Source organism: Plantibacter sp. lyk4-40-MEA-4 (assembly GCF_030209415.1).
GTDB classification, from domain to species: Bacteria; Actinomycetota; Actinomycetes; order Actinomycetales; family Microbacteriaceae; genus Plantibacter; species Plantibacter flavus_A.
Window position 1 is genome coordinate 55,080 of sequence record NZ_JARVSA010000001.1, and the last position, 14,115, is coordinate 69,194.

Annotated in this window: 12 protein-coding genes; 8 read left to right on the forward strand and 4 right to left on the reverse strand. The window is 70.9% G+C overall.

Annotated elements, in window-relative coordinates; all coding sequences use genetic code 11:
* Positions 1 to 59 precede the first annotated feature (59 nt).
* Complete coding sequence (locus tag QRN44_RS00310; protein ID WP_285037986.1) at positions 60 to 2,309, reverse strand: carboxypeptidase regulatory-like domain-containing protein; 2,250 nt, start codon at positions 2,307 to 2,309, stop codon at positions 60 to 62.
* A 261-nt stretch (positions 2,310 to 2,570) separates the two neighbouring features.
* Between QRN44_RS00310 and QRN44_RS00315 the strand changes: the two genes are divergently transcribed.
* The 3 genes from QRN44_RS00315 to QRN44_RS00325 all read left to right on the forward strand — a co-directional run bounded on the left by QRN44_RS00315 (position 2,571) and on the right by QRN44_RS00325 (position 4,766).
* Positions 2,571 to 3,020, forward strand: a complete 450-nt coding sequence (locus tag QRN44_RS00315; protein WP_285037987.1) for a hypothetical protein — start codon at positions 2,571 to 2,573, stop codon at positions 3,018 to 3,020.
* Between the two features lie 115 nt (positions 3,021 to 3,135).
* Positions 3,136 to 4,110: a DMT family transporter gene (locus QRN44_RS00320; RefSeq protein WP_285037988.1), complete on the forward strand. Its 975-nt coding sequence runs from the start codon at positions 3,136 to 3,138 to the stop codon at positions 4,108 to 4,110.
* Positions 4,107 to 4,766 (forward strand): GntR family transcriptional regulator, encoded by a 660-nt coding sequence (locus tag QRN44_RS00325; RefSeq protein WP_285037989.1) that lies wholly within the window; start codon positions 4,107 to 4,109, stop codon positions 4,764 to 4,766. The genes QRN44_RS00320 and QRN44_RS00325 overlap by 4 nt, the downstream gene beginning before the upstream one ends.
* Before the next feature lie 177 nt (positions 4,767 to 4,943).
* Here the strand turns inward: QRN44_RS00325 and QRN44_RS00330 are convergent, their stop codons facing one another.
* Together QRN44_RS00330 and QRN44_RS00335 are read right to left on the reverse strand one after the other, a co-directional pair.
* Entirely contained in the window at positions 4,944 to 6,491 is a 1,548-nt protein-coding gene (locus QRN44_RS00330; RefSeq protein WP_199687191.1) for a sensor histidine kinase, read from the reverse strand.
* A gap of 80 nt (positions 6,492 to 6,571) precedes the next feature.
* Positions 6,572 to 7,363, reverse strand: coding sequence for a response regulator transcription factor (locus tag QRN44_RS00335; protein ID WP_064295688.1), 792 nt, complete (start codon positions 7,361 to 7,363; stop codon positions 6,572 to 6,574).
* A 110-nt stretch (positions 7,364 to 7,473) separates the two neighbouring features.
* On the opposite strand from QRN44_RS00335, the gene QRN44_RS00340 reads away from it, so the two are divergent.
* The 5 genes from QRN44_RS00340 to QRN44_RS00360 all read left to right on the forward strand — a co-directional run bounded on the left by QRN44_RS00340 (position 7,474) and on the right by QRN44_RS00360 (position 12,435).
* A complete protein-coding gene (locus tag QRN44_RS00340) occupies positions 7,474 to 8,238 on the forward strand; it encodes a GNAT family N-acetyltransferase (protein WP_285037990.1) in 765 nt (254 codons plus the stop codon).
* A 287-nt stretch (positions 8,239 to 8,525) separates the two neighbouring features.
* A complete protein-coding gene (locus tag QRN44_RS00345) occupies positions 8,526 to 10,256 on the forward strand; it encodes a dihydroxyacetone kinase family protein (protein WP_285037991.1) in 1,731 nt (576 codons plus the stop codon).
* A gap of 98 nt (positions 10,257 to 10,354) precedes the next feature.
* Positions 10,355 to 10,816, forward strand: a complete 462-nt coding sequence (locus QRN44_RS00350; protein WP_285037992.1) for a ribose-5-phosphate isomerase — start codon at positions 10,355 to 10,357, stop codon at positions 10,814 to 10,816.
* Between the two features lie 26 nt (positions 10,817 to 10,842).
* Positions 10,843 to 11,619 (forward strand): triose-phosphate isomerase family protein, encoded by a 777-nt coding sequence (locus tag QRN44_RS00355; RefSeq protein WP_350310081.1) that lies wholly within the window; start codon positions 10,843 to 10,845, stop codon positions 11,617 to 11,619.
* A gap of 102 nt (positions 11,620 to 11,721) precedes the next feature.
* Positions 11,722 to 12,435: a GntR family transcriptional regulator gene (locus QRN44_RS00360; protein ID WP_240555556.1), complete on the forward strand. Its 714-nt coding sequence runs from the start codon at positions 11,722 to 11,724 to the stop codon at positions 12,433 to 12,435.
* Between the two features lie 135 nt (positions 12,436 to 12,570).
* Here the strand turns inward: QRN44_RS00360 and QRN44_RS00365 are convergent, their stop codons facing one another.
* On the reverse strand, positions 12,571 to 13,944 hold the full coding sequence (locus QRN44_RS00365; RefSeq protein ID WP_064295683.1) for an MFS transporter: 1,374 nt from the start codon (positions 13,942 to 13,944) through the stop codon (positions 12,571 to 12,573).
* Positions 13,945 to 14,115 lie beyond the last annotated feature (171 nt).

The following is a 14,115-nucleotide window of genomic DNA, read 5'->3' on the forward strand; positions in this document are numbered from 1 at the left end:
GCTCGCCCAAGTCTACGGACGAGCCGCGCCCTCCCATCCCCGAGAGGTCGTTCAAACGGTCATTCGCCGGACAGTTCGTCCCGATTCGCGCGTCGACGACGCAGGACGGCCGCGGTGACGACACCGGCGGCGCCGAGCACGAAGAGCGCTCCGGCAGCGACGATCCACGGCATCGCGTCCGCACCGGTCGAGGGCAGGCGACCCGAGTTGCCCGGAACGGCGGGGTCGCTCGGATTCGCCGACGGCACGGGCACGACGGCGTCGGGAACGAGGACGAAGGCCGGCACCGAGACCACGGAACCGTCTGCGGCGACGACCGCGGTCGCCGTGGTGGCCCCCTCGGCGGTGTAGCCCGCCGGGACCGCCACGGACACCTCGTAGGAGCCGGGCGCGAGTCCGTCGAGGCCATAGGCGCCGTCGGCGTCAGTCGTGATGTCGACCGGGCCGGCCGGAGTCTCGACGGTCACGCTCACGTCCGCGATCGGAGCACCGGCGTCCGTCTCGACCGTTCCGGCGAGGCCGCCGAACACGGCGTCGGCGACGAGCACGAAGGTGGGCACCGTCTGGACAGCGCCGTCGGTGCCGACGACGACAGTGGCGGTCGTGGCGCCACCCGCGGGCACGGAGTACCCGGCCGGAACGGTCAGCGTGACCTCGTAGCTGCCCGGCGCCAGGTCGGCGAGCCCGTAGGACCCCTCGGCCGTCGTGGTCAGGGCGACCGGGCCGCCCGGCGTCGTCACCGTGACCGTCGCGGCGGGCACCGGGGCGCCGGTGTCCGTCCGGACGTCGCCGATGACGGTGCCGAGCCGAGCGAGCTCGAAGTCGACCGCGTCCAGATCGGCGCCGGCGAGCTCCTCCGCCCGGGTTGCGGTTCCGGAGACGACGTACCCCTCGGGGGCGACGACCGAGACCTCGTAGGACCCGGCGGGCAGGAGCGGGAAGCGGTAGGAACCGTCGGCGGCCGTGACGGCGCGCTCGACACCGTTCGGACCGTCGACGCTCACGGTGACGCCGGCCACACCGACACCACCGGAGCTGACCACGCCGCCGAGGCTGGGGTTCGCGACGAGCACGAAGTCCTGCTCGGTGATGGGCGTCTCGCTGCCGACCGGCACGGTGAACGACGCCGGTGCGGTCTGGACCGCGTACCCGGACGGTGGCGTGATGACCACAGAGTGGTCGCCGACCGGCACGGTGTCGAAGAGGTAGTTCCCGTCGGTGTCGGTGGTGACGCTGCCGACACCGTCGATGGTGACGGTGGCACCGACGATCGGGACGCCGTCCGTGTCGAGCGCGGTCCCCGACACGGCGACGGGCACGATGTCGCGGACGGCGAAGTCCGCGACGGCGTCGGTGTCCGTGAGGTCAACTGCGGCACGTGCAGGACCGACGGCGATCTTGCCGGTCGGCGGGACGAGCTGCACCGTGTAGCCGTCGGTCGCGAAGTAGCCGGCGAAGGTGTAGGTGCCGCCACCCGCGGTCGTGGTCGACGCCACCACCCGGCCGTCGCGGTCGATGAGCCGGACGCCGACGCCGTCCAGCGGGCCCGTGTTCTGGTCGGTCACCGTGCCGGTCACGTCACGCGCGATCGACGCGAACCACGCCTGGTAGACGGGCGCGCCCGACCGCTGCCGGAACGAGAAGGTGAGGCTGGAGATCGGGGCGGAGGGTTCGAACCACCCTGCCGCGCCGGCGGTGTCCGCAGCGGCGTCGTTGCCGCGGAGTACCTGCGTCGTCGGGTCCCAGGTGGGGACGTCCGTTGCGGATCCGGTGCAGGACGGCTTGCCGACCAGGCCGGGAGCGCAGTAGTTGAAGCCGCCGTTGAACCCGAGCTCGTCAGGGGTGAGCGCCGCGCCGTCGGGACCGATCGCCGTCACGGTGACCTGGTCGGCGTCGATGTCGCCGAGGACGAAGGTCCAGCCGGACGGCGGCGTCGGCGTCGCGAAGGAGTAGGTCGTGGTCGAGGGCGACGCCGCGTTGTTCGCCTTCGGGCGGAGGTTGAGGTAGGGCTGATCCCGGCTGCTGCCGTACTTGGCACCGACGGGGGTCGAGGCCGCCAGCCAGGTCGAGGCGCCGGAGATGACGCCGACGCCACCGCCACCGACCGAGTCGCTCGTCAACGCCGCGGTGAGGGCGGGCTGACCGGCCAGGGTCATGGTGCCCTGGTACGACCCCGATGCACCGGAGAACGTGGGCCACGTCGCCCAGCTCGACGTGGTCGCGGCGGAGGCCGCCGGGACGGCTGCGGCGAAGGCGAGCGCGGAGGCTCCGAGCAGGGCGAGCACAGCGGCTCCGATGCGGCGGGTCATGGGCGCCAGGATAAACGGACACCCGTCGCCTGCGAAACCCCTCTGTCCCGTTTACGGGGGTCGGCTCGAGCCGTGGTAGTCGCCGTGTGTGGCACCAGCGGCCCACGGACGGGCCGCGCAGGATACCTCCGCAGGAGGACGGGGGATCAGGCGCGCGGGCGATTCGGAACGGAGGCGGTCCGAGCAGGCTGGAACCATCAACCGATCAGCTCCGCACACCGCGGAGACAGCTCCGCACACCGCGGAGGAAGGAACCAGTTCATGTCCGCCTCAGCCACAACCGAGTCCACCACGATCTCGCCCGCCGAGGACGTGACCCTGGCAGACGCCCCGACCGAAGCGTTCGGCCCCGAGCCCCTCACCCAGGCCACGCCCGTGCAGGAGGTCGCGCTGACCCAGCCGACGACGCCCGTGCCCCTCGCACCCGTACCCGCCCCGACGGCCGTCGACCGCGAGAGCTCGACCCAGACACTGTCGATCATCGCGTTCGCCCTGTCGATCGCCGCGGTCGTCGCGCCGTCGTTCGTGCTCCTGCCGATCGCCTCGCTCGTGCTCGGCATCATCGCGCTCGCCCGCAAGCCGAAGTCGAAGGGCTTCGCCCTCACCGCCGTCATCATCTCCGGCACCATGCTGGCGCTCGCCCTGATCGTCGCCGCCGGCGCAGCCCTCCTGCTCGGGGTGTCGGTGATCAGCGGCGGTTACGCCGGCTGACCCGGTCTCCCTCCCGACGCCCGTCCGCTCCTCGAGCGGGTGGGCGTCGTGGCGTATGTACCGGACATCCCATGCAGCCGTTGATTGTTACACAATCTTGCGGCAAGCTGTCCCCATGACCCGTTCGCCGATGGCGACCCCGACGACCGGCAGCAGCACCGCCGCGGGGCGCCTGCCCGTCGCCGCCGCGATCCTCGCCGCCGTGTGCTTCGGGACGACGGGGACGGCTCACGCGCTCCTGCCGATCGAGGTGGGTTCGGTCGCCTTCGGCGCCGCACGCATCGTCTTCGGCGGAGCGTTGCTCGTCCTCGTGTGGGCGGCGTTCGCCCATCGCTCCGGGTCCACGAGGCCGCTTCGCCCCCGCGCTGTGGAACTCGGGAGGCCCGTCCTGATCATCGCCGTCATCGTCGGCACGGTCGGTGTCACCGCGTACCAGCCGTTCTTCTTCCTCGGAGTGGAACGCAACGGTGTCGCGATCGGGACCCTCACGGCGCTCGGCTCCGCACCCGCCATCACCGGCCTCCTCGAATGGGCGATCCACCGCCGGCGCCCGAGCGGTCGCTGGTTCCTGGCCACGATCGTCGCCGCGACCGGTGTCGCCGTCCTGTCCGGAGTGACGGGCGGCGGGATCGGGACCGTCTCGGTGGACGGGCTGCTCGCGTCCGTCGGCGCCGGAGCCTCCTACGCCCTGTACACGCTCTGCAGCAAGGCGCTCATCGAGCACGGGTGGACACCGCTCGGCACCATGGCGGCGCTCTTCGGCGGAGCGGCGCTCGTCTCGGTGCCGGTCCTCCTCGCCACCGAGACCGCCTGGATCCTCACCGTGCCCGGCGCACTCGCGGTCGCATGGCTCGCGCTCGTGAACACGGTGGCGGGGTACCTGCTGTTCGGCTACGCGCTCGGCGGGTTGCCCGCGTCACGGGTCGCGACGCTCACGCTCTTCGAACCACTGACGGCGACGCTCCTCGGCATCCTGCTCCTCGGAGAGTCCTTCGGGCCGTCGACCGTCGTCGGTGCAGCGCTGCTCGTGACCGGACTCGCGATCCTCGTGGTGCCCACGCGCACCGATCGTCGCGAGGTCGCCCGATGACCGCGGTCGACGCCGTCGCGGATGCACTGCGGGAGGACATCCTCGACGGACGACTCGGTGCGGACGAGCCGTTGCGGGAGACCGCCCTCACCGTCCGGTTCGGCGTCAACCGGCACACCGTCCGGGCGGCACTGCAGGCGCTCGCGGCGGAGCGCCTCGTCACGTTCGAGGCCTACCGCGGCGCACGGGTGCGGTCGTTCAGCGACGCCGATGTGCTCGCCCTCATGGAGTACCGGACGGCGATCGAGGCCGAGGCGGTCCGGCTGCTGCGAACACGTGCTGAGCCGTCGTCGCGCCCACCGGCCTCGATCATCGCGGCGAACGACAGTCTCCGACGCATCTGCATCGACCGGCCCGGCGATCACCGCGCCATCGAGGCTGCGCACGCCGAGTTGCACCACGCGATCGTCGCCGCGGCCCGCAGCCCTCGAGTGAGCGAGGCGCACGCTGGCCTGCTCGCCGAGCTCGGCCTGTTCATGGTGCAGCTCCGGAGCGTCCTCCCGCCGGAGGAACTCATCGACCAGCACGACCGACTCGTCGACGCCCTCATCGGCGACCGCGGCGAGGCGGAGCTCCGCGCACACCTCGCGCGCTCGGCGGAACAGCTCATCGCGCTCCGCCGATCGGCCCCCGAAGGCATCCGGTCCGGCCCCTGAGCCACCCCTCCCGGTCCGGTCCCTGCGCCACCCCTCCCGGTCCGATCCGCGAGCCTCCCGGTCCGGCCCCTGAGCTTCCCCTTCCGGTCCCTGAGCCTGTCGAAGGGCGCCTCGACAAGCTCGGTGACCGTGAGCGGCTCGGTGACCGGATCGAACTCGACGACCGCGGTCGTGCGATCAGCCTCGCGTCGAGGTGACCGTCTCCGGCAGCGAGCCGGTGGCGTCGGCCGCAGGCCGGACCGCGGGGTGCTCCTCGGACGGACCCGACCACGGCAGCGTCACCGTGAACGTCGTGCCGGCGGACGACGAGGCGACCTCGATCGAGCCTTCGTGGCCCTCGGCGATGGACAACGCGATCGCCAGGCCGAGACCCGTGCTGCCGGCCGCACGCGAGCGCGACGAGTCGGCCCGGGCGAACCGGTCGAAGAGTTCGGGGAGGAAGGCCTCATCGATGCCGGGTCCGTCGTCGGCGATCGTCAGCGAGGCGCGCTGCGGCTCGTCGGGACTCTTCGGTGCGCTGATGCGGGTGACCACGGAGGTGCCGGCCGGGGTGTGCACGGCGGCGTTCGACAGCAGGTTCACGACGAGCTGATGCAGGCGCTCGCGGTCGCCGCGCACGACGATCGCGCGCTCCGGCACGTCGACCGACCAGTGGTGCGCCGGCGCCGAGACCGCCGCGTCGCTCACGGCGGCGGCGACGAGGTCGCTCAGGTCGACGTCGTCGAGGTGCAGGTCCTGGCCCTCGTCGAGACGCGCCAACAGGAGCAACTCGCTGACGAGCGAACTCATCCGGGTCGCCTCCGACTCGATGCGGGCGAGTGCATGCTCCGTCATGGGCGGAAGACTCTCACTGTCCTGACGGGTGAGCTCGGCGTAGCCCTGGATCGCGGCGAGCGGCGTCCGGAGTTCGTGGCTCGCGTCGGTGACGAACCGACGCATGCGCTTGTCGGTCGCGGCTCGGACGGCGAGTGCGCGGTCGACGTGGTCGATGAGGCCGTTGAGCGCCTCGCCGACCTTGCCGATCTCCGTCCGAGGGTCGGTGTCGGCCTGATCGACCCGCACGTCGATCCCGGTGTCACCGCGCTCGAGTTGCAGCGTGGACACCTCCTCGGCGGCGGCGGCCACGCGGGACAACGGTCGGAGCCCGAGGCGTACCACGATGATCGCCCCGATGATGGTGACCGCGAGCGCGAGCACGGCGAGGATCGCGATGACGATCGCCTCCTGCTGCACGGCCGCTCGCGGGGTGGCGAGCGAGACGCCGGCCACGAGGGTCTCGCCGTCGCCATGGTCGAGGAACTCGAGCCGGTACCCGCCGAGCGACCCCAACTCGATGTTCTGTCGCTCGGAGCTGTCGGCCGCGACGGCCTCCTCAATGAGCGCCTTCGTCCGCACGTCGAGCGCCGTCGCGTTGGACTGGGTGAAGCGCGCGGAGTCGACGACCGCACCGTCAGCGACGAGCGCGATGAGCGTGCCGGGCCCGTGGCCGACGTAGTCGACGAACGGTTTGACGTAGCCGGGCTCACCGCGCGTGGCATCGGGGTCCACCACGGCTCCCCCACCGGCCTGCTGATCGTGGAACTTCACCACGGAGTGTTCGAAGGCCTCCATCGATCCCGTGAGCTGGGTGTCGACGACGGCGGTGACCGACGCTTCGACCGTGACGATCGTGAGGATGCCCGACACCGCGAGGACCGCGGCGATGACCGCGGCGATGCCCGTCACCAGCCGTCGCTGGAGCGTCCACGGGTGCCGCCGGTCCGCCCGAGGCGTCGGCACGCCCGCAGTCGGAACCGAAGCGGTGCTCATTCGACCGGCCGCAGCACGTATCCGACACCGCGGACGGTGTGGATCATCGGCGCCCGGTCGGCGTCGATCTTCTTGCGGAGATAGGAGACGTAGAGGTCGACGATGCTGGCCTTGCCGGCGAAGTCGTAGTTCCACACGCGGTCGAGGATCTGGGCGCGACTCAGCACGCGCTTCGGGTTGCGCATGAAGTAGCGGAGCAGCTCGAACTCCGTCGTCGTGAGCGCCACCGGCTCGCCGTCGCGGCTGACCTCGTAGCTGCGTTCGTCGAGGAAGAGCCCGCCGATCGTGATGCGGGAGTCGTCGTCGGACACGACGTGCGCGGTACGGCGGAGGAGACCACGGAGGCGGGCCACGAGCTCCTCGAGCGAGAACGGCTTCGTCATGTAGTCGTCGCCGCCCGCGGTGAGTCCCATGATGCGGTCGTCCACCGAGTCGCGTGCGGTGAGGAACAGGGTCGGGGTGCCCGATTCCGGCTCCCCCTGCGAGAAGCTGCGGAGCTGGCGGAGGACGCTCAACCCGTCCATGTCGGGCAGCATGATGTCGAGGACGACGACGTCCGGACGTTCCGTGCGGTAGCGCTGGACGGCCTCGCGACCGTTGGTGGCGACGTCCACGACCCACCCCTCGTAGCCGAGGGCCAGGCTCACGAGGTCGGTCAGGACCGCTTCGTCGTCGACGAGGAGGACGCGGATGGGTGAACCGTCGGCCCGGTACATCCGCGGTAGCTTGGCGAGGACCGCCCGGCGGCGCCCCGAGTCGACGATCTGCGTTGGCAGGTCGGAGGGCATGGGTCGATTATCCGTCGTCGAGCTGCGAGGCGTGGGAGCGACGGGCGATTCATAGAGGCCTCATATCTTTTCAGGCCGAGCCCATGGGTGCGGTGCCTACCGTGGAGGGCATGACCCGAGCAGAGCCCCTGGGCACGTCGTTCGCCCCCCGCCGTCGCCGGACGGCCGGAGCGACGGCCGAGCCCGCGGACCGGATCCGGAGCGGCCTCGCCGCCGCGGTCCGGGCTCTGCGTCCCCTGTTCCCGGCAGGCGTCTCACGTCCTCGCTTCCTCCGCGGGCCGCGGATCGAGGCTCCGGTCGACGCGCACCCGATCAGCACCGACCGTCTCGTCCTGCGTCGCCACCGGTTGGAGGACGCCGAGGCCTGGTATCGCATCCAGTCCCTGCCCGAGGTCGTCGAGCACCTGCCGTGGCCCGTCCGCGACCGGGAGGCGTCCCGCGAGCACCTGCGCCACCGCGTCCGGCACAGCCGCCTCTGGCAGTCGGGCGACTTCCTCGCCCTGGCCGTCGAGCACGACGGACGGCTCGTCGGCGACGTCTCCCTGCACCTCCGCGACGTCCTGCCCGCCGAGCGCTCGGTCGAGATCGGATGGGTCCTCGACCCCGCCGTCGGCGGACGTGGTCTCGCGAGCGAGGCCTCGGCAGCCATGATCGACCTGGCGTTCCGCGAGGTCGGGGCGAAGACCGTGACGGCCGTCATCGAGCCGGAGAACACCAGGTCCATCGCCCTGGCCGAGCGGCTCGGCTTCCTGCGGGCGACCGCTCCGCGCCGCTCATCGAGCATCACCTTCGCGATCACGCCCTCGCTCCTCGCGGCACGCCGTGCGGAACGCGTCGAATCCGCGCACACGGAGTCGACCGCCACGCGTCCCTGATCGCCGGCGTCCCGATCGCCGAACCTGCCGGGGCCGGGTCTCCCCCACTCGAGCCTCGGCAGGTTCAGCCGTCGGGACGCCGTCGACGTGTGCCCCTCGAGTCACCCGTTCACAACTCAGGTGCTCTCCGGCGCGTCGTCTCCGGCCGCCGCCCGACGGTGCCGACCCGCCTGCGGTCTCCTGAGTTCTGCGCAGCTCAGGGTTCCGGTCGGTTCCAATATCCTATAGGATTATCGCGATGTGCCGGCTTGCGCCGGATCGACGGACTCGATGACGAGGAGATGCAGATGACCAGGCTCTGGAACCGACCGGCCGACTTCGCGGATGAGATGGTGGACGGCTTCGTCCGCGCCAACGGACGCTGGGTACGCAAGGTCTCCGGCGGGGTGTCGCGCTCCACGAAGTCCGCGGAACCGGAGGTCGCCCTCGTGATCGGTGGCGGATCCGGCCACTACCCCGCGTTCGCCGGCCTCGTCGGCCCAGGACTCGCCCACGGTGCGGCCATGGGCAACCTCTTCGCCTCGCCGTCCGCGCACCAGGTGGAGGGCGTCGTCCGTGCGAGCGAGCAGGGACGGGGTGTCCTCCTCAGCTACGGCAACTACGCCGGCGACGTCCTGCACTTCACCGCTGCCCAGGACGCCGTGCGTGCCGACGGCATCGACTGCCGCACCGTCACCGTGACCGACGACATCTTCAGCGCACCGCCCACCGAACTCGAGAAGCGCCGCGGGATCGCGGGCGACCTCACCGTCTTCAAAGTCGCGGGCGGCGCTGCCGCTGGTGGGTACTCCATCGACGACGTCGAGCGCGTGGCGGTCCTGGCCAACGCCCGGACCCGTTCGATGGGTGTCGCGTTCTCCGGGTGCACGCTGCCCGGTGCCGACGAACCGCTGTTCTCCGTACCGGAGGGACGCATGGCCGTCGGGCTCGGCATCCACGGCGAGCCCGGTATCGACGAGACCGACATCCCCTCCGCGGACGGACTGGCGGAGCTGTTCGTGCACCACCTCCTGGCCGAGGCCGAGATCCCGGAGGGCGTCACGCCGAAGGGAGCGCGTGTCGTCCCGATCCTCAACGGCCTCGGCTCCGTGAAGTCCGAAGAGCTGTTCGTCGTCTACGACCGCATCGCCTCCCTGCTGGAGGACGCCGGGATCACCCTCGTCGACCCGCAGGTCGGTGAGTTCTGCACGAGCTTCGACATGGCCGGCGTCTCGCTCACCCTGCTCTGGGTGGACGAGGAGCTGGAGCGACTGTGGAGTGCCGCTGCGGACACGCCCGCGTTCCGCACGGGTGCCGTCGACACCGGCGCGCTCGAGACCGTGGCCGCCGACGACACCGAGGACGTCGCCTTCCAGGTCCCGGACGCCTCGCTCGAGTCGCAGGAGTCGGCGGCCGTCGTGGCCGACGCGATCTCCGCGATCCACGAACTCCTCGCGGAGCACGCGGACGAGCTGGGACGACTCGACGCCATCGTCGGAGACGGCGACCACGGCATCGGCATGGACCGCGGGGCGACCGCCGCCGCCGCCGAGGCCGAGCGCCTGCGCGAGACCGGAGCCGGCGTGGCGACCCTCCTCGACCGCGCGGGCGACGCCTGGTCCGACCGCGCCGGTGGCACCTCGGGTGCCCTGTGGGGCGTCATGCTCCGCACCCTCGGCGAGCGCCTCGGTGACACCGAGCGCCCGACCGCCACCGCTGTGAGCGAGGGCGTGACCGCCGCCAAGGACGCCGTCATGCGCTACGGCAAGGCGTCCGTCGGCGACAAGACGCTCGTCGACGCGCTGGTCCCGTTCGCCGACACGCTGGCCGAGCGCGTCGCCGCCGGCGACGACCTCTCCACCGCCTGGACCACGGCGGCGGCAGCGGCCACCACCGCGGCCCACGACACGGCCGGTCTCATGCCCGGCATGGGCCGCGCCCGCTCGCACGGCTCGAAGGCCGTCGGTGTCGAGGACCCCGGAGCCGTCTCGCTCGCCCTCATCGTCGAGCGTGTCGGCACCCTCCTCGCCGAGCGCTGACGCCCGATCCACCGACACACAACCCGCTCCCTGAAGCTACCCCTGCACCGGTCCCTGAGCCTGTCGACGGGCCCCGCTCCAACAACGAAAGGCACACCATGACCCGCACCTGGCGAATCGTCATCGGCTCCGATGACGCCGGTTACGACTACAAGGAGATTCTCAAGCGCGACCTCGAGGCGAGCGATCTGGTCGCCTCCGTGGTCGACGTCGGGGTCGACGCCGACGGCCACACCAACTACCCGACCGTCGCGGTGACCGCGGCCGAGATCGTCGCCCGCGGCGAGGCCGACCGCGCGCTGCTCATCTGCGGCACGGGCCTCGGTGTCGCGATCGCGGCGAACAAGGTCCCGGGCATCCGCGCCGTCACCGCACACGACGGCTTCTCCGTCGAACGAGGGGTGCTGTCGAACGACGCCCAGGTGCTCTGCATGGGCCAGCGCGTCGTCGGCATCGAACTCGCCCGCCGCAACGTGCGCGAGTGGCTCACCTACGAGTTCGACGCCTCGAGCGCGTCGAACGACAAGGTGCAGGAGATCAGCGCATACGAAGCGTCCTGATGTCAGGACGTCCCAGACTCGTCGGCGTGAGCCTGAAGATGTACTTCGGGCACGCGCAGACGCTCGACTGGTGCTCGGTCGTCGCGGGGGTGTCGGCCGAGCACCACGCACTCCGGTCCGGCGCGGCTGAGCTGTTCGTCATCCCCGGATACCTCTCGGTGACCGGCGCGGTCGAGCGGCTCCACGGCGTGGCGTCCGTGGGGGCGCAGGACCTCGCGACCGAGGACACCGGGGCGTTCACCGGCGAGGTGAGCGGTGCGGAGCTCCGCGAGGTCGGCTGCGAGGTCGTCGAGGTCGGACACGCGGAGCGACGCCGACTGTTCGGCGAGACGCCCGACGTCGTCCGCGCGAAGACGACCGCCGCGCTCCGCAACGGGCTCGCGCCGGTGCTGTGCATCGGAGAGACCGAGCGCGGAGACGCCGAGACGGCGGCTGAGGAATGCGTCGCACAGCTCGACGACGCCCTGGCGGGGGCGGTCGCCGCCGGGATCGTGGGCCGCGTCATCGTCGCCTACGAACCGCACTGGGCCATCGGTGCCTCCGAGGCCGCGAGTCCCGCCCACATCCGCGCGGTGTGCCTCCGGCTGCGTGGTCACCTCGACGTCCTCGACACGAGGGGTGTGGTCGACACCTCCTCGTCCGTCATCTACGGCGGGAGCGCCGGACCCGGCCTGCTCACCACGATCGGCGACGCGGTCGACGGGGTCTTCCTCGGCCGCTTCGCCCACGATCCGGCAGCCCTCGCGCTGGTGCTCGACGAGGTGGCCGGTCTCGACCGCGCGGGCTCCGACCTGCCGCGATGACAGCTGGAGGCCCCGTAAACTGGTCATCGACGATCATCGCGGCCGCTCGGCCGGAGGTCCCCCTCCGTGACGACGCCTCGAGCACACCCTTCGGAGCCTGCCGTGGTTGATGCCGTGTTCCCGCTCGGCGCCTCCTCCTCGCTCGAGCGCCGTGGTCTGCGCGACCGCGTCTACGAGCTGGTGCTCGACATGCTGCTCAGCTCCGGCATCGAACCGGGCGCCCGGCTGTCCATCGACGCCATCGCCCGTGACCTCGACGTCTCCCCGACGCCGGTCCGCGAGGCACTCGTCCAGTTGGAACGCACCGGGCTCGTCACCCGCGTCACCCACAAGGGCTACCGGGTGGCACCGCCGCTCGCCGACGACCAGCTCGAGTCGTTGTTCGACGCCCGCATCGTGCTCGAGAGCGGCGCCACCGCGCTGGCCGCCGCCCACGCCGACGAGCTCGTCCCGGCCCTCGAGGTCGCCCTCGCGCAGCACGTCGAGATGACCGCCAGGGTGCGCGCCGCGGCGTCGGCCGGCGAGATCCCCGTCGCACTCCTCCGCGAGTACTTCGCGGTGGACTGGAACTTCCACCACCTCATCTTCGAGGGCACCCGCAACCCCTTCCTCCTCGACATGTCCGAGGGCATCTCCACCCGCGTGCACCGCATGCGCCAGACGGTCGAGACGGGTGTCACCGACGCCGACCAGGCGGTCGTCGAGCACCGCGCCATCCTCGACGCGTTCTCCGATGGCCCCGAGGCCGCCGCGGCGGCCATGCGCTCGCACATCGAGCTCGTGCGCACCCGCGCCCGCACCGACGCCGAGCACTGAGCCGCCCTTCGACAGGCTCAGGGACCGAGTCCTCCGGCCCCTGAGCCGCCTTCCTCCGGTCCCTGAGCCTGTCGAAGGGCGCAGAACGGGGCCGACCGCCTGAGCGATCGACCCCGTCCGGGAGTTGCGTCGTGACTAGTGCGCCGTGCGGGTCGCCGTCGTCTCGAGCAGCTCGTCCGCTTTCGCCCCACGGAAGAACCGGGTGCAGTAGAGCATCGCGGCCGCGAGGAAGGCGAACACGCCGAGCGAGACCACACCCCAGACACCGCTGTCGGTCGGCACGCTCTCGTTGATCCCGGTGCGCATGATCGGGGCGACGAAGCCGCCGAGGTTACCGAGCGAGTTGATCAGGCCGATGCCCGCCGCCGCAGCCGTTCCGGTGAGGAACGCCGTCGGGTAGGCCCACGTGATCGGCCCGACCGAGAGGAAGCTCGCCACCGCGATGGTGATGAACAGGATGCCGAGGATCGGCTGGTTGTTCGCGCCCGCCCAGGCCGAGGCCAGGATGAACACGCCGGTGGAGATGTAGAACCACGTGCCCCAGGTGCGGCGCCGGACGACCGTGTTCGCGTTCCGCCCCACGTAGTAGCAGGCGAACAGACCCACGAGCCACGGGATGGCCGCCACGAGACCGACCTGCCAGCCGACGTCCTGACCGATGAGGTTCGACACCTGCTGCGGGAGGTAGAACGTCGTGCCGTACACCGCGATCTGCAGGCAGAAGTAGATGATGGTGAAGTACCACACCTTCCAACTCGTCATCGCCTTCGCGATACCGGTCGGGCCGTCCGACTGCCGGACGGTGTCCTCGCGTTCCATCGCGGCCGTCAACGAGTCCTTCTCCTGTTGGTCCAGCCACTTCGCCTGTTGCGGCGAGTTGGTGAGGAAGTAGAGCGCAGCGAAACCGGCGAGGACCGCGAGCATGCCCTCGGCGAAGAACATCACCTGCCAGCCGTGCCACGGGGTCAGGGCGTCACCGAAGCTGATGAGGCCACCGCTCAGCGGGGCGCCGAGCATCTGCGAGAAGGGCTGTGCCAGGTAGAAGATCGAGAACATCTGGACGCGGACCTTGTTCGGGAACCACTCCGACAGGAACATGATGACGCCGGGGAAGAGCCCGGCCTCGGTCACGCCGAGCAGGAAGCGCAGGACGATGAACATCGTGTCGTTCGTCGTGAAGGCGAACAGGGCGGCGACGATGCCCCAGGTCACTGCGATGCGGGCGAGCCAGAACCGGGCGCCGAACTTCTTCAGCAGCAGATTGCTCGGGATCTCGAAGATCGCGTAGCCGATGAAGAAGATGCCGGCACCGAGGGCGAAGGCACCGTTCGAGATGCCGCGGTCGACGCTGAGCGCCTCCTCGGCGAAGCCGACGTTCGTGCGATCCAGGAACGCGACGAAGTACAGGATGACGAGCATCGGCATGAGGTGCTTCGACGCCTTGCGGATCGCCGACTTCAGCGCCGGATCGTTGGTCGATCCGATCGCCGGCGGATTGGGTGTGGACAAGACACTCTCCTTTGAGATGACTGGTGCGGGTGGGTGCTACTGGCGTTACTGCTGCTGCTGGCGGTGGTCAGGAGACCATCGAGGGGATGATCATCCAGAGGCCGATGCCGACGAAGACGACGCCGAGACCGAGGAAGATCAACCGGGATTTGGTCCACTGACCGGTGAGGT

What these genes read in the sequence shown, in the direction of transcription:
- QRN44_RS00315 (WP_285037987.1), top strand. Translation starts at nt 2,571, where the DNA reads ATGTCCGCCTCAGCCACAACCGAGTCCACCACGATCTCGCCCGCCGAG.
- QRN44_RS00340 (WP_285037990.1), top strand. Translation starts at nt 7,474, where the DNA reads ATGACCCGAGCAGAGCCCCTGGGCACGTCGTTCGCCCCCCGCCGTCGC.
- QRN44_RS00325 (WP_285037989.1), top strand. Translation starts at nt 4,107, where the DNA reads ATGACCGCGGTCGACGCCGTCGCGGATGCACTGCGGGAGGACATCCTC.
- QRN44_RS00320 (WP_285037988.1), top strand. Translation starts at nt 3,136, where the DNA reads ATGACCCGTTCGCCGATGGCGACCCCGACGACCGGCAGCAGCACCGCC.
- QRN44_RS00345 (WP_285037991.1), top strand. Translation starts at nt 8,526, where the DNA reads ATGACCAGGCTCTGGAACCGACCGGCCGACTTCGCGGATGAGATGGTG.
- QRN44_RS00335 (WP_064295688.1), bottom strand. Translation starts at nt 7,363, where the DNA reads ATGCCCTCCGACCTGCCAACGCAGATCGTCGACTCGGGGCGCCGCCGG.
- QRN44_RS00310 (WP_285037986.1), bottom strand. Translation starts at nt 2,309, where the DNA reads ATGACCCGCCGCATCGGAGCCGCTGTGCTCGCCCTGCTCGGAGCCTCC.
- QRN44_RS00350 (WP_285037992.1), top strand. Translation starts at nt 10,355, where the DNA reads ATGACCCGCACCTGGCGAATCGTCATCGGCTCCGATGACGCCGGTTAC.